The organism is Vibrio kagoshimensis (assembly GCF_050337535.1).
In the GTDB taxonomy this organism is placed as follows: domain Bacteria; phylum Pseudomonadota; class Gammaproteobacteria; order Enterobacterales; family Vibrionaceae; genus Vibrio; species Vibrio gallaecicus.
This window is the reverse complement of sequence record NZ_JAKJSZ010000018.1, coordinates 12769-28318: the sequence shown is the minus strand read 5'-3', so window position 1 is coordinate 28318 and position 15550 is coordinate 12769. Positions and strand designations below refer to the sequence as shown.

General features: G+C 40.9%; 14 protein-coding genes and 2 tRNA genes. 6 read left to right on the top strand and 10 right to left on the bottom strand.

Features of this window, described 5'->3' with window-relative positions; all coding sequences use genetic code 11:
- The first annotated feature begins 67 nt into the window (after nucleotides 1-67).
- Nucleotides 68-1051, top strand: a complete 984-nt coding sequence (locus L4C37_RS16705) for an FHA domain-containing protein (protein ID WP_137375317.1) — start codon at nucleotides 68-70, stop codon at nucleotides 1049-1051.
- 92 nt (nucleotides 1052-1143) lie between these two features.
- On the opposite strand, the gene L4C37_RS16700 is transcribed toward L4C37_RS16705, so the two are convergent.
- The 7 genes from L4C37_RS16700 to L4C37_RS16670 all read right to left on the bottom strand — a co-directional run bounded on the left by L4C37_RS16700 (nucleotide 1144) and on the right by L4C37_RS16670 (nucleotide 7917).
- Nucleotides 1144-1638: a P-loop nucleotide/nucleoside kinase family protein gene (locus tag L4C37_RS16700; protein ID WP_137375318.1), complete on the bottom strand. Its 495-nt coding sequence runs from the start codon at nucleotides 1636-1638 to the stop codon at nucleotides 1144-1146.
- Nucleotides 1639-1819: 181 nt separating this feature from the next.
- Nucleotides 1820-2248, bottom strand: coding sequence for a hypothetical protein (locus L4C37_RS16695; protein WP_137375319.1), 429 nt, complete (start codon nucleotides 2246-2248; stop codon nucleotides 1820-1822).
- A gap of 242 nt (nucleotides 2249-2490) precedes the next feature.
- Complete coding sequence (locus L4C37_RS16690; protein WP_429769221.1) at nucleotides 2491-3801, bottom strand: DUF1501 domain-containing protein; 1311 nt, start codon at nucleotides 3799-3801, stop codon at nucleotides 2491-2493.
- Nucleotides 3798-5453, bottom strand: coding sequence for a DUF1800 domain-containing protein (locus tag L4C37_RS16685; RefSeq protein WP_429769220.1), 1656 nt, complete (start codon nucleotides 5451-5453; stop codon nucleotides 3798-3800). Before L4C37_RS16685 ends, L4C37_RS16690 begins: the two co-directional genes overlap by 4 nt.
- Before the next feature lie 581 nt (nucleotides 5454-6034).
- Nucleotides 6035-6109: transfer RNA gene (locus L4C37_RS16680), tRNA-Gly, on the bottom strand.
- A 37-nt stretch (nucleotides 6110-6146) separates the two neighbouring features.
- Nucleotides 6147-6221, bottom strand: a tRNA-Gly gene (locus tag L4C37_RS16675).
- A gap of 160 nt (nucleotides 6222-6381) precedes the next feature.
- The gene (locus tag L4C37_RS16670; protein WP_429769219.1) at nucleotides 6382-7917 is read right to left on the bottom strand and encodes an EAL domain-containing protein; all 1536 of its coding nucleotides are present in this window, start codon (nucleotides 7915-7917) and stop codon (nucleotides 6382-6384) included.
- Between the two features lie 219 nt (nucleotides 7918-8136).
- On the opposite strand from L4C37_RS16670, the gene L4C37_RS16665 reads away from it, so the two are divergent.
- Nucleotides 8137-9300 carry a threonine/serine exporter family protein gene (locus tag L4C37_RS16665; protein ID WP_137375361.1) on the top strand — a complete coding sequence of 388 codons (1164 nt, stop codon included), beginning with the start codon at nucleotides 8137-8139 and terminating at the stop codon, nucleotides 9298-9300.
- Nucleotides 9301-9348: 48 nt separating this feature from the next.
- On the opposite strand, the gene L4C37_RS16660 is transcribed toward L4C37_RS16665, so the two are convergent.
- Nucleotides 9349-9615, bottom strand: a complete 267-nt coding sequence (locus L4C37_RS16660; protein WP_429769218.1) for an alternative ribosome-rescue factor A — start codon at nucleotides 9613-9615, stop codon at nucleotides 9349-9351.
- A gap of 358 nt (nucleotides 9616-9973) precedes the next feature.
- Between L4C37_RS16660 and L4C37_RS16655 the strand changes: the two genes are divergently transcribed.
- The 3 genes from L4C37_RS16655 (at nucleotide 9974) to L4C37_RS16645 (ending at nucleotide 11368) form a co-directional block, all read left to right on the top strand.
- Nucleotides 9974-10183 (top strand): cold-shock protein, encoded by a 210-nt coding sequence (locus L4C37_RS16655; RefSeq protein ID WP_137375363.1) that lies wholly within the window; start codon nucleotides 9974-9976, stop codon nucleotides 10181-10183.
- A 113-nt stretch (nucleotides 10184-10296) separates the two neighbouring features.
- Complete coding sequence (locus L4C37_RS16650) at nucleotides 10297-10836, top strand: YaeQ family protein (RefSeq protein WP_372268200.1); 540 nt, start codon at nucleotides 10297-10299, stop codon at nucleotides 10834-10836.
- Nucleotides 10829-11368 (top strand): hypothetical protein, encoded by a 540-nt coding sequence (locus tag L4C37_RS16645; protein WP_429769217.1) that lies wholly within the window; start codon nucleotides 10829-10831, stop codon nucleotides 11366-11368. Before L4C37_RS16650 ends, L4C37_RS16645 begins: the two co-directional genes overlap by 8 nt.
- 171 nt (nucleotides 11369-11539) lie before the next feature.
- Here the strand turns inward: L4C37_RS16645 and L4C37_RS16640 are convergent, their stop codons facing one another.
- Nucleotides 11540-13075 (bottom strand): sensor domain-containing diguanylate cyclase, encoded by a 1536-nt coding sequence (locus L4C37_RS16640; protein WP_429769216.1) that lies wholly within the window; start codon nucleotides 13073-13075, stop codon nucleotides 11540-11542.
- A gap of 396 nt (nucleotides 13076-13471) precedes the next feature.
- Nucleotides 13472-14125, bottom strand: a complete 654-nt coding sequence (gene folE / locus L4C37_RS16635; protein WP_137375367.1) for a GTP cyclohydrolase I FolE — start codon at nucleotides 14123-14125, stop codon at nucleotides 13472-13474.
- A gap of 185 nt (nucleotides 14126-14310) precedes the next feature.
- On the opposite strand from folE, the gene moeA reads away from it, so the two are divergent.
- Nucleotides 14311-15546: a molybdopterin molybdotransferase MoeA gene (moeA, locus tag L4C37_RS16630; protein WP_429769215.1), complete on the top strand. Its 1236-nt coding sequence runs from the start codon at nucleotides 14311-14313 to the stop codon at nucleotides 15544-15546.
- Nucleotides 15547-15550: the final 4 nt, after the last annotated feature.

Below are 15550 nucleotides of genomic sequence, written 5' to 3'. Positions count from 1 at the left end.
AGTTAAGGCTCGTAATATAAAGCGAATGGCAACGTCTTATAAAGGTCTGAAATAGTGAGGGACACACATGGCTTATCTCAGTAATCTACGATTTACTCACCCGATATATCTTAAAGCGTTTCACCAGTTTGGTCGGCTGTCTTCATCTGTGAATACAACCATTAATCTACCTGACGTTTCGCGACTACACGCCATTATAGAGTTCCAGAAGCAGTGGTTTATTCGTGATCTCAGCCAGAATGGCGTGCGAATTAATGGCCAAATGATAGAGGCCAATCGACCTCATTTACTCAATATTCATGATCAAATTTGGTTTTCTAACGCTCAACAGGAACCGTTCATTATTGAGAGTCTCGAACCACCAAAAGACATTTTACTGCCAACGCAGCAAGAGGTTTATGTTGAACCAGACCTTAAGCCAATTTACCTAGATCGTTACCACTTCTTACCCAATGATACGGCCCCTGAACTGGTGGTCTTTTATGATCAAGATGAACAAGAATGGCAATGTGAACATTTTGAGAACAATTTGTGCAGTATCTTGAACGACGGTGAACAACTTAAATTTTCGGAAAAAACCTGGCAGTTATTCAAAAGCACAGAGACTGAGGATATGGAAACGATGTGCCTAAAAGCGCAACCGACCGATAACCTATGCTATGTCTTCAATATCAGCCAAGATGAAGAACTAACGGAACTCATCATCCAAGATGCACAGCGGTCTATAAATTGCCAAACTCGAAGTCATCATTATTTAACAGCCATACTCGCTCGCTATAAAGCAGAGGATCTAAAAAGCAATGTTCCCGAGCCATTGCAGGGTTGGCGTTCAATTGAACAATTAACCAAAGATTTGGGACTAGCGGAGACCCATATTAATATTCAAATACACCGGGCACGCAAACAACTTTCAGACTTATTGGAACCAGAAGGTGTGTTAGTTCCAAACCTTATCGAAAGAAAACGAGGAAGAATAAGGCTAGCGGTAAGAGACTATCAAATCATTAAAGGCAGCACATTAGAAGTTGATTCGAGAAGCTTGGTAGCTTAGTCAGAACATTCCCTACAACAAACGATAAAGGTTTGGAAAATATTTAAATGGTTGTTAGATGAATATCTTGCAACCTTTTATGCACTACCCTCTTATATAATCACTTTAAATCCATTCACCAACTCACTGTCATCAGGAACTTCAAACTTAGGCTCCATAAAATTAAACATCATATCCGTAACTTCGAAGGAATAAATTTTAGGGTCTTTTTCTACGTTTCGATTTACGATCCGTTGTCTTCGAGTTTCTTTCAACGCATCAAGGTAGTGAATTTCTACTTTGATATTCAACGAATTAGCTTTATTTACAAAGATGTCGCGCTGAGCCTTTGTTGTAAAACCCAAATCAAGCACAACATTGCCACCTAACGCTAAAATTTGCTCACTCACCTCCCATATTTGGTCATAACAACGACTGACACGTTCCATAATCAAAGTGAAATCAAGTGAGGTCATATCTTTAGCAAATAGAGTCTGCATCCATGGATCTATTGAGAACTTAACTGCTTCAATTTCCTCACATACCGATATTGAGTATGTTGTCTTACCAGCACCAATAGGTCCACAAACTAGTATTAACCTAGCCATTTTCAAAATCCTTTCCGTATTATCCGTGAGTGGCGCGAATACTGTGAGATAAAGGTAACTTGCGTGATACCTCCACGAACTCACAATGGGAAGCGGAAAATAGGTTTCAGCCATATCGGCTAAACCCTACCTCTTCCCTAATCGATATTACGTAACACTCATTACCTTTTTCTTGAACTCGCTATCTTTCCCATTGCTGTGGAGCAACCGCCGCTTGTGTGCCGACCTTAACGACTTTCCCACCATGGTTGTCAGCATAGAGAGTGGCATCAGCCGCATTAGCGAACCAAAGAATTGGATAGCCTGCATCACGTAATTCAATGCTATTAGGGAGGATTGAGCCTTCTGGAGCAGTAATGATGTGCTGTTTAAATTCAGCCCAGCATTTCGCCCCATTTTCAGCAGCGAGCATCTGTAATAAATGTTTACGTTGGATAATCTTCGTGTTGCTCTTGAGTTCAACCAGTGAGGTATTAGTCAACACCTTAGAATTAAGCAGTCGCCTAAGTACAGGTAAAGAATGAGCCAACGATGCTGACTGAGCTAACTTTTGTAAACCTTTAGCTTCTCGAAGCCATAGTTGGAGATCTGGGTTGTTTTGATGACGCATATCGTCCTCCGTTTATTCAACCTACTCGCTATCGGTTACGGGGTGATATACAAGTGAAATGCTTGCTTATATATGTTTACGCGTTGGTACAATCGTTTTTACGAGACAGGCATCCAACTTGCCTAGCTCCAAAGGCTACTACTCTTCGTTTAAATAATCAACAGCACTCAATAATTAAACTAAGAAGAATCAGAACTGATCATTGGGATTCGGAGTACAAACTGAAAAGCCATAAGCCTAGATTATTTTAAGAATCCTAAGTCTTGTACCGAAAAATTGGCTAAATTTGGAAATATATAATCCATTGCACTATCCGTTCTCACTCCCATCCATTTCGCGATTGTTGCACCAATTTGCTCAACGGAAGTGGTCGGGATCATTCGCCCTTTATTGAAATCATTCTCTCCATCAAGGATTAACGATGGCCACTGTCCGTATAACTGTCGGCCATTTAGTGCGCCGCCCATCACAAGGTGATTGCTTGCCCAACCATGGTCGGTTCCAGACCCATTACTCGCTAAGCGTCGACCAAAATCAGACATCGTCATGGTGGTTACTTTATCGTTTAGTCCTGATGCCTCCATCGATTGATTGAACGCGGCTAGCGACTGGCTCAAAGCGCTCATTAATTCTGCATGGTCATTCAGTTGGTTAGCATGTGTATCAAAACCACCTAATCCGACAAAGTAAACTTGTCTTTGGTGACCTAGCTGATCACTCGATTTGATCAGTCGTGCAACTGTATGTAACTGATGACTTAGAGAAATATCAGGGAAATGTTCCTCTTCCGGTATCGAATCAATTGCTGTTGCAAGTGTATCTCTTATCGAAATTGAATCACTCTTCACACGATCAAACTCCCGCCCAAATGCAGTTAAAGGAGACAGACTCATCACTTGATCAAAACTCTTACGGCGTTGGGTATTATTAATGGCATTCACTTTTGGCAACGACGATGCATTAATAAGGTTAGCGCTATGATCGCTACCGTTCAGTAGCTGAGCATATCCATTAAGGCTAAATGTTGGGCTAATGGCGTCAGTCTCGCTACTGAGTACATCCATCAATCGTCCGGCCCAACCTAACGTTGTTGTACTTCCAGACCAACCCCGTTGCCATTCAGTTTGTTGTGAATTGTGAGAGAACAAAAAGGGGGGCATCGCATGTGTCCCGTCCTTTAACCCCACTTTTGTTGAAGGTTCAATTAAGACTCCGCTGTTAGCAATGGCAATCATGTTTCCACTATCAAACAGGCTTTGAACATCAACCATGGATGGGTGTAAACCTAATGTCAGCTCTGACCCTGTATTCAATGCTAAAGGCAGTAATGACGCTTGAGGGATAGCAATATCTGGACGCGCAGCAGCGTATTCATCATAGTGAGTATTATCATTCGGCATCAGCATGTTAAAGCCATCATTGCCACCGAACAAAAACACACAAACCAGCGCTTTGTAATCATTATTTGGCAACGCATGTGCCGAGCCGGTACCCATCATCGAAACAAGTGGTGTCGATGCCATAGCAGCCAACAGTTGACGACGTGAAATCATTGGGCTAGCTCCTCAATATGAAACTCTTGGCTCGTCACGACAATATAAAGTGCATTGCGGACCTTTAAACTTTGCTGCGTATCGCGAAGGCTTTCTAAAGACTCCAATACCACAGCTCTAAGTGGCTCACTCATTCTTTGAGAAAGTAAACGCCTCTCAAGTTCTTCGATCAATGCTGTATGGTCATTAGCGATCGCTTCTAAAGGCGCCGTATTTATGACAATGCGTTTAGGATTATCTTCATTCTCGTAATTTGTTCGGCCCGTCGCATTCCAAAGCTGATTATTGGTGAGAATGAAATTATTCCAGCTCAGTATCTCGAACTCTGGAGCAACATCATTTGCGGTAGCGATCTCACCATTTGGGGCGTAGTCTGGAGAAAAGAAATTGAACACACTAGGCGAACCAAGTGGAGACTGCCCATATGACCTGAACATGTCGATAGAGTTATGGAATCGTCCTGAAGGGTCGGCTGATTTTGCTTCAAATGCGCGGAAAAAATTGGTCATGGCTATCAAGGGCTCTTTCATCTTAACGGGTGAACGATCACCACCGTTAAGAGCTTCGCTATCCGTTAGAATCCCACGAATCACCGCTTTAAGATCACCTCTAACGCCTTCACCATTATCGCTGAATAGTCCACTAATTCGAGCGACATAAGCTGGAGAAGGGTTGGAAGTAACCAATCTCTGGATAAGATGCTTACTGATTAACGGAGCTGTATTCGAGTGATTAAGCAGCATGTCCATGGCTTGTGCCATATCTTGCTCGGCAGTTTGCCCTTGCGCAAACACTTCGCCCAACACCATCTTTTCTTCATCATCATGACGTTCAGGGTAAGCGACCATTGGCAGGAACCAATTCCCATCTTTAGAACCCCACGATGGTCTAGATTTTTCAGCTATGTGCCAACCAGTAAATACCCGTGCAAGGTTTTCTATGTCATCCTGCGAGTAAGTCGGGGTCAGTTGACCTTGGCTGTCAAGTTTCTCTGTACCATCGGAATTTAATTCATAAAGCCCGATGCTAAACAATTGCATAACTTCTCGTGCATAATTTTCATCGGGGTAGCGATTGTTCTCAGGATCAGCTTTTTGGTTAGCCATCATTGACAAATAATCACCCATCGCAGCATGAAGCGTCACTGATTCAATCAGATCACGATAATTGCCAAAAGCATGCTTGATGAGCATGTCGTAGTAGTCGGTCATCTCTAGTGCACGACCACCCAAGCTAGCGCCATAACGCGAAATCACGAAAATTTCACTCAATGCAAACGCGACACGCTGTCGTAATTGATCTGGTGCATTAATGCTGATATCCCACCAAACTGCCACGCGATCTGCTTGGTTGTAAGTGTCTTTATCAGCTTCAAGTGGGTAAGATTTCAGGCGTGTTGAGTGCAAACTTGGGACCGCAGAAAACTGCTTATCTAGCCAATTAATATAGCCTAAGCTTTCTAATTCTTGATAGGAGTTTGGCTGTGGACCAAATGTCGAACGATAGAGAAGATCGTAACGCTGATCTTGAGTCAGGGAAGCAGGTTCAGGAGTACCACCATTTCCCGAACTACTATCTTCTCCGCCACATGCCGAAAGCAATGAGAGGCTAACGAAGCATATACATAATTTGAAGCTAAAACGCTTTAACATAGAAAACAACTCAGAAATCTTATTGCTGCAGGTGATTTTTCCGAACACTAACGAAGATCATCATCTACAGCAATCTAACCCAATATAAATTGTGCGACGGGTTCATATTTGACAATGAAGTAGCAAAATTACTCAAGCCATATCGCTGATTACGATATACACACCCACTTAGCCTTACAAAAGAGTGTAGCTCATTCCTCGAAAAAGCTATTTGTCACCAACTCATCCAACTCAAGCTGAGACTTTGCTTCTTCTAGAAACATTTACCTGGTGACTTCTATAAAATTAGTATCGTATTGAGATAATTGCCTTTGTGAAACGCCAATCGCTTTCGATACGTTCGTTAATGAAGCTCGTTCTCTATCCATCAGTTTATCTTTTGATGCTATAGAGTTGAATCTGCAGCGGATGCCTGATGGGAAGTTAAGAAAGGTGATACTGACGAGAAGCGGCAAACCTGAAAGAAAGGTACGCCTCAATAGTTTTTCAACAGATACGAAAAAACATCGCAACAAAGCGATAAGTTTTAAATTTATTGGAAACTGAATTGAGGAATTAAATATTGCTCTCATTGAGCTAATTGGAGCGTGCAGCGGGAATCGAACCCGCATCATCAGCTTGGAAGGCTGAGGTAATAGCCATTATACGATGCACGCATATTGTCTCGAAAAAAGACTGAATAGCGGCAAGACTTGGAGCGTGCAGCGGGAATCGAACCCGCATCATCAGCTTGGAAGGCTGAGGTAATAGCCATTATACGATGCACGCACATCGTCTTAACGAGATTGATAATGCCACATCTAACTGAAAACGAAACCTTTTTTATTACCTTTTTCGTCTAAGTGGCCGTATATTCAGCAAAGCGCTAGTTTTTTACACATTACGTAGCTCTCGATAAAATATAAATGTGATCTAGCGCACTATGTTCTTACTCTTCACTAAGGAGGCGGACTAGCTTTTCATAACTCATTGGTCTGCCAAACGCCCAGCCCTGGGCATATTCTATCCCCATTTTGGCTAATGCTTGGTGCTGAACCGAGGTTTCGACCCCTTCAGCCACGAGTAACATATTCTCAGCTCGAGCAATATCAACAATATGTTGGATTAAAGATGAACGAATTGCCCCATCTTCAACATCAATAACAAAGCTTCTATCAATTTTGAGCACTTGGCTGTTTATTTTCCGTAGCTGATTTAGGTTAGAGTAACCTGTACCAAAATCATCAATGGCAATATCCACACCTTGTTTTTGTAATTGGCTAAGCGTATTGCAGGCACCATCTCCTTCTAAATACTCACTCTCTGTTACCTCTAGCATGATCTTTCCTGGAAAGTCGTTGAATGCACTCAGTTCGAGTAAAGATTCAACATTCCCATTGGCTATATCTTGAGGATATATGTTCATGCTCAGTTTAAATCCACTATGGCTAATTGGTACTGTTTCCAGCATAGCTTTGAGCATGACCTGTTCCGTGAACTGCCAAGTTTTATTTAACTGGCTAATTAGCGGAATAAACTCGTCGGGAGTTAATGACCCGTACTGATCTTCAAATCTTGCAAGCATTTCAACACCGATTATCTTCCCACTTTTCAGCTCAACGATCGGCTGATATAAACAATAAAATTGGTTAGAAGCTAAACCTCTCTGCACCCGTTTAATCGGTGTCCATTGAACTCGAAAATACTTATGTACTAGCAAGTAGGCAAAAACCGAAAAACAAATGGAAAGTAACGTAGTTAATTCAAACAATAGCGGTGGGTATTCACTTCGGTTTAATAATTTTGGTTTAACCGCCACACAAACACGCTTATATGAGTTGCACTTTATGACAGAAACCAAAGCCGGAGACATTAGGCTCATTGGCTGCTCTTTCCTTGCTTCATCGGCAACACCCTCTTGTCCCGCCCATGTATAGGTTTGATTATTACCGTTGAAGAACATCTCCCATTCATAATCCTCACTAACTAAATGACCGAATGTTGTTGGCTCAACCACGACATTATAGTTTTGATAACGAGCAATCAGTGCAGAGTGCTCTTGGTCAAAAAAGATTAAGTGTTCAAAACTCCAATACTCAATTCCATCTTCAGTCACAAAATTTGGTGGGGTTCTATCTTTAAACGGTACATCTAATTGTCCTAAGCCTGTCGTGCACACTAAGTCTCCATTAGTGAAATAGCCGACATCCTTAATGTACTGAGAGCGAAAAAGTGTCTTACGCATTTCCAATAGATTTTCATCTGAACATTGCTCAAAAGGAAGGATATTTAGGTTTGTTAAGCTCAGTATGATCTCATCTTTAATTTCGTTGGCACTTGCTAGCATTCTGCTTGCTTCAACGGTCGTTTGCTGCCATAGCTGGTATGACAAAATTCTTGAAATCACAACTGACGAGCCAAAATAAATAAAGATGGCAATAACAACAGATACGATCATTTGTCGACGTTTCGTTCTTCGATCCAATCTCACTCCCTATACTTTTTTACGTATTGAAAACTTTATAAAAAATACATATATACAAAACTTTTTAATAAGCTTAGTACAAATTAGGTAGATGTAAGGCTCAAGTATTCAATGTTGGTAAAAAGTAGTAAAAAGTCTGCGTAAAATCACCTAAATATCTCGTTATTTGAAAACAGCTCTGGTACATTTGCCGCAAATTTGTTCATCCCTTAAATGCCCATGCCTTCGCAGTATAGAATTAACAAAATTGTTGAAATTGGAGACACTCTTCATCGCAGTGGTTGTGCCCCATATAAGCTCGAAAAATATACTCAATATTATGCAAAGAAGCATGGGGTTGATGTGATGATTCAAGCCACACCCACCGCGATCAATTACCAATTCCCTGATGATAATAATGCTGTCATTCTTAAACGCCATAAACCAGCATCCATTAACCTCAGCTTACTTGCGAATACGATCATTCGTATTAACCAACCGAGTAGCGAGCCCGTACCTGAGCCTGTTGGCTATTCAAAAGTGGTCAGTGCGCTTGCGAATATGGGCATTCCACCAGCTTATTTAATGTTGGTGGGCAGTACATTGGAAGCTGTCGCTTTTTCCGTATTGCTGGGTTTCATGGTATGGGTATGTCAGCAAGTTTGTCATTCACGAAGAGCCATTGCAGCTGAGTTTATCTCAGCTCTTATCACTGGTATTTTCGTCGCTTTCTTAGCCAGCACCGGTATGCCAATTCCTATTTGGGCACTTTGCATTGCATCTGTTGTTCTATTTGTACCCGGACTATCAATCGCAAATGCACTCGAATGCCTCGCCTTTAATGATTTAGTATCGGGAACCAGTTTATTAGGGCAAAGCGCGCTTTCTTTGATTAAGCTTTTTGTTGGAATAGTCATGGGGCTTAATATTGGAGAGGCATTATGGGGGCAAGTTGAATCCATCTCGTATACCAATGAAGTGCCAACCTGGATGCACGTTTCCGGACTAGTGCTCATATCTGTGTGTATCGGGGTGATATTTAATGCGCGTCCAAAAGACATATTACTTGGGTTGCCTGTCGCGGTACTGGGTATGTGGGGACCATTCTATTTAGGCTTTGATAGTGGTTGGGTTGTAGGAACTTGGGTGACTACCGTTCTCATTACACTTTATGGAACTTGGATAGCCAAAAGAATGAACCTAACAGGTGCAATTTATATTGTGCAAGGTATCATCATTCTTGTGCCAGGTAGCCGAGTATTGGTGAGTGCAAGCCAATCGGTATTTGAGCAATCTATATTACCAATCCCTAGCATTGGTTTGTCCGCATTATTCATGTTTTCTGCCATTGTTGCAGGGCAGATTACCGCATACTCCATTTACTCACCGAAAGTTGAGCGTTAGTCCTTAAGAAAGTACTAAGACTTCCGTACTTCGTTTTGCTCAAAAGTGTTAATCTATTGAGCAAAAAAAAACCCTATTCAAACATCGCTCTTCAGCAACTTTTGAATAGGGCTCTTTGCCTCTATGCTTACCTTTCCTTGTAAAACTTCCCTTTCCTTTTTTCGCTTTTTCTACTCTGCTTCTGAATATTCTACTGGTTACGACTGCTTTTAATGCGTTGTCTTTTACTATTCCCCGCCCTGTTTCAACTTCAATAGAGTCGGTTACATCGACCCGATTCAAAGCTGGCTTCAGAGCCTTACTTTTCTTACCCATAAGTTTTCCTTTCATTATTAAGGAACTGTGGATTAACCACATATTCATAACTATCATAATCTATTTGAGGCAAGACTTTCACAAAAAATATCAGAAAACGTCATGCTATTGTAACCCCATGATATTTAAGGAATGAAAAGTTTGACAGCCAGCATATATCGCTCGTTTTATCCCTTGTATTCGTTGACTTGATACTTAATTGATTTAGACTCGGAACCCGGCTAGAAAGAAAATTCTTTGTATATACACATACCGTCGGATTACTAGTAACCCCGTTGTGTTGTACACAATAGCAATAAATTTTTCCGCGCTATCGTGCCACAATTGGCTCATAATAATTAAATTTCAGGATATCAACATGTCTAACACAGTTACTGGTACAGTAAAATGGTTTAACGAAACTAAAGGTTTCGGTTTCATTCAACAAGAAAACGGCGCTGACGTATTTGCACACTTTTCTGCAATCACAGGCGACGGTTTCAAAACTCTAGCTGAAGGCCAAAAAGTTGAGTTCACTGTATCTCAAGGTCAAAAAGGCCCACAAGCAGACAGCATTAAAGTACTTTAATTAAGTCGCTTATCGCTTTCTAAGAATAGCCAGCATCTGCTGGCTATTTTTTTGCGCCTTAATCAAAGAATTAGGGTAATATCGCCTTCCACTATTTTATCTAAGATGTATCCATGGCTCTTAAACCAACAATTTATAAGTTTCGTATCTCTCTAACTGACATGAACCGCGATTATTACGATTCTTTTAATCTAACGATTGCTCAGCACCCATCTGAAACCGAACAACGCATGATGGCTCGTATCATTGCTTTTTGTTTGAATGCCTCTCCTGAACTTCAATTCACCAAAGGGTTATCGAGCATTGAAGAGCCGGATCTATGGCAGAAGACGCTTGATGATCAAATTGTGGAATGGATTGATGTTGGTGAACCTGATCCTGAGCGCGTTAAAAAAGCTACTCGATTAGCCAAAAATGTAAAAGTATTCAGCTTTAATACTAAATCGAATGTGTGGTGGGAACAGAATAAAGGCAAATTTGGCTACCTAAAGGCTGATATTACGCGTTTAAGTAATGATGGTATTGAGCAAATGGCAGCCATGACACAACGCACCATGGATTTATCTGTCATGCTTTCTGGTAACTCTGCATTTGTTAATAGTGATACTCAGTCTGCAGAAATTACATGGGAAGAATTGCAAAGCAATGACTAAACTGAGCAAAACGTTAGAACAGTCTGGTATTGATAACATACAAGCATTAGCTGAAGGTTATGACTCAGAGCTTGAAAATTTTATTGAGCACAACCAAGCTTTGTTTGCTCATGCATGCACTAACAAGCCTCAAAATTCACAGCGCCAGACTCTTCTTGGGCTGCTCACCAAAGCTCACATTGATGCGAGTTATGGTGTTGAGTCGAATAAAGATACTAGCCATGCCATGCAAAAAGTCTTTGAAAGTACTGTCGGGAATGAAAATAGTAAGAAGTTTCAAAACTCCCATATCAAATACTTAGTATTTATTACGCATTTATGGCTATTTGTTCAGGGAAGAATGGGAATGGATTTCAGTTTAGCGAATGATCATGCCACGGCGACTTCTAAACTTATCTTAAGCATTCAGTCAGGCGATATTGAAGTGCAAAGAACTGGTTTTATGGCAAGCTTTTACGACGGTTTTTCTCTGTATTCTGCCAACCAGCCACAATCTCGCTGGTCAAAATTATTGAATATGTTTAAGCGTTAGTTTTTGAATGCATTTTTAAATACATAATGTAAGCAGCCTCAAATACATAGTTCAGCAACATAAAAGACAAGTTGCGTGTATTTAGGCTACTTAGAACATCACCAACGATGCTCTTGGTTCTTTCAAATAAACGCCTGTCACCTCTATTTAATTACGTCACAGGCTTTGTAGTTACACTACAGGCTCTTTATTCTCATTAGCCTTATCTTGTTGTTCTGTTTGGCAGTGGCTATGCTCTTTATGGCTATTACCTTGCAGGTCATCATCACTCTCGACTAACGCGTTTCTTTGCCCTGCAATAACGACTTGGTTCCTCCCACTATCTTTAGCTTGATAAAGAGCTAAATCAGCCTGCTTAAATAATGCTTTCAAACTCACTTCTCTATCAGAACTACGGGACATAGAAACGCCCACAGAACAAGTAACAAAACCTAGCCCACCATTGTTAGGGTGCTGAATTTTCTTCAGCCAAACATTGGTTCTCAATAATTCAGCGAGAGAACTAACACCGCTAGCGGATGATTTCTCACAAACAATAACGAATTCTTCTCCACCAAACCGATACACTTTATCAGAGTGAGGGTTAATGCTTGTTCTAAATGCTTTAGCGACAGCTTGAAGGGCTTCATCACCCGTGGCATGACCGAACTCATCGTTATAGGCTTTAAAGTTATCAATATCGATGATAATTAATCCAAACCATCGATCATTCTTCCAGGAACTTTCTAGTGTTAAATTTGCTTGTGTTTCATACGCAAATCGTGAGTAGACCCCTGTCAACACATCAAATAAAGACTGCCTTCTAAGCCCTAACATTTGGTTTTGTATTCTACGAATCAACGATGCATAACGCTGTGCCAGCTTTCCTAATTCATCAGAACGATGTTGATCAGGAATTGAATCCACATCAATAGAATCAATATCCCCTTCCATACTTTCCGCTAAGCGGTGTATTGGCTGAATAATTCTACGGCTTGCCCAAACAATTAAGGCAATCGAGAATAAAATAGCAATAAATGCTTCACGAGCCAGGAGGAAGATAGTGTCAATCTTAAACTGAGTCAGACTTGTTGCATCGAAAACAGCCCATAAATAGCTGCCTTCAGAATTTAAAAGAGGAAGTTTGAGGTAAAGCAGGCAAGAATCTAGATCCAGAACATAATCAGAATGAGTAAAATCTGGCTCAAAATATATATTTCCAAATAGATTCTCAAGACGAATGTGGTTACTTAACCTATCTTGTTTATCGAGCAACCGATCAAGAACATAAGTAAGTTTAAACTTATCTTCTTCAGAAGCTGTGATGAGGCGTTCTCTTAGCCCCTTAATACTAATTTCTAGTTCATCATTCTGTTCAAATAACGCTTCTGTATTCCACAATTCACCGACATCTTTTGCCCATGCAACATTGTAGGATTCTTCATTTTTAGAGGTGGCGATAACTTCGAAATAAAATAAATTTGGCGTTTCGTCGTAACCAGCTAGGGCATGCTGAGTGGCAACATAATTATAATTCAGCCCTCTCGCAGCAAACGACACATCTTTCAAAACATGTTGCATAGACGAGTTTGCTAAACGAACTTCAGAGGCTATTTTTCCGCTCCACTCACTTGCATAACGCGTATAGCTAAAAGACCCAACGAGCCAAAGAACAAGCAGCATATGCGTAACAAATAATAACTGGTTTAAATTAAGCCTTCGAAGCATGTCGATTCATCGTATCTAGAACTATCTTGAAAAACTTGAAACTGATGACTTCCTGAGTAACCAGACCCTCTCAATAACTCATAGGGCATGGTTTAATCTTAGTAAGGTAGCTGGTGCAGTAAACAACAAAATACGTTGGTTTCGCTGTAAAAACCTTTACTAATAGTCTGGAAATTGCTCGTTTCAGATCTTTTTTATTCGGAAAAAAGTGACCGAAAGATAGCATTTATAAACAAAAGTAACTATTTATATTTAACTAGTGAATAGATTTCATTTCTATAATTTGACAAAGACAACAGTTGAATAAAGCATCAACCTCTATATTACTCCCCTAAAATGAAAAAGCCCCAGCATCAAAATGCTAGGGCTTAGAACCTTATAGTATCGTGTTAACTCTTATCGCAAACCATGCAGAAATTCATGTCGAGTCGCAGGGTTTGACTTAAATAAACCACCGAGTGCTGTCGTCGTCGTTTCGCTAGTCGCATCCATCACACCACGTGATTTTACGCAATAATGCACGGCATCCATAGTAACAGCGACATCGTCCGTTTCTAATAACGTCTGAAGTGCAATTAATATTTGCTGAGTCATGCGTTCTTGAACTTGCGGGCGCTGTGCAAAGAAACGAACAATACGGTTTATTTTTGATAAGCCGATAATCTTCCCTCTTGGGATATAAGCAACCGCGGTTTTACCATCGATAGTAACAAGGTGATGTTCACAAGTGCTGGTCACGGTAATATTTTTTACGCAAACCATTTCACTCACTTTCATCTTATTTTCGATAACTGTGATTTTAGGAAAATTAGCGTAATCCAAACCAGAAAACACTTCATCAACGTACATTTTTGCAATGCGCTGCGGGGTTTCTTCTAAACTATCGTCGGAAAGATCGAGTTCAAGAAGAGTTAAGATCTCACGCATATGATGCTCAATGCGCTCTTTCTTTTCTTCTCGGCTGACATCATTCGGGCTCATTGGTGTTTCTAACCCGCGGCTTGCTAGCGCATCTTTAACCAACTTCGCTGATTCGCTAAGACCTGACATTGAACTTCCTCTTCTTTTATTACCCCTTTTGGATGGCTGAAAGGATACTCGGAATTTTGATTAATTACACCCATATTTTAAGGGAGGTCATTATTTACAAACCCCAAATATGCTAGAGTGCCCGCAGTTAAGTCAGTCCTGCTGACCTATAAATCAAAATAATAAATGTTAAAGGAAATTCAATTATGGGCTGTTGCGACGCTCCTGGCTTAATGCCAATTGAAGAAGCATTAGACAAAATGCTGTCACCAATAAAACCAATCCAAACGACCTTATCTTTACCTCTTGCCGATGCGCTTGGGTATGTTCTTGCTGAAGATGTGCTGTCTCCTATTTTTGTGCCTCCTTTTGACAATTCAGCAATGGACGGTTATGCCCTAAGATTGGTCGACTTCGAACAGACACGTGTACTCCCACTAGCAGGTAAATCTTTTGCAGGTCAACCCTTCTCCGGCGAGTGGCCAGCTCAAACAACAATTCGAATCATGACTGGGGCTAAAATCCCAGAAGGTTGCGATGCCGTCGTAATGCAGGAAAACACTTTAGTCACTGATGCGGGCATCCAAATCACACAAGAACATATCCAGCTGAATAATAATATTCGTCCAACTGGTGATGACATTAAACAAGGCGATATTGTGCTGAATCAGGGCGCTCGATTAACGCCTCGTGACATTCCAATGATTGCCTCTCTAGGTATTAGCCATGTCAGTGTTGTTCGTAAACCTAAAGTCGCATTTTTCTCAACAGGGGATGAATTAAAAACGTTAGGTGAACCGCTAGCTGAAGGACAAATCTATGACAGTAATCGCTACGGTATAAAACCTCTAATCGAAGCGTTTGGCTGTGAAGCCATTGACTTAGGAATCATTCCTGACTGCCCTGAAACATTAAAACAAACTTTCGATAAGGCTCAATCTTTAGCTGATGTTGTTGTAACGTCTGGTGGCGTAAGCGTAGGCGAAGCCGATTATACGAAAGATATTTTAGAAGAGCTTGGACAAATCGGTTTTTGGAAGTTGGCGATAAAACCTGGTAAACCTTTTGCTTTTGGTGAACTAGATAATGCTTGGTTTTGTGGTTTACCAGGAAACCCTGTATCTGCGATATTGACTATGTACGTTCTCGTTCAGCCTATGCTTGCAAAACTTGCGGGGCATTCAGCTTGGACGGCTCCGAAATCTATCCCAGCGGTGACCAAATCGGCTTTCAAAAAAGGACCAGGACGTACTGACTACCAACGTGGAATTTACACGATAGAAGAAGGTAAGTTTGTTGTGGAAACCACAGGAAATCAAAGCTCAGGTGCATTCCGTTCAATGAGTTTAGCAAACTGCTTTGTCGTAATAGAGAAAGATCGCGGTAGCGTTGAAGTTGGTGAAACTGTGCAAATTCAGCTCTTTAATTCGACTCTTTATTAACGAG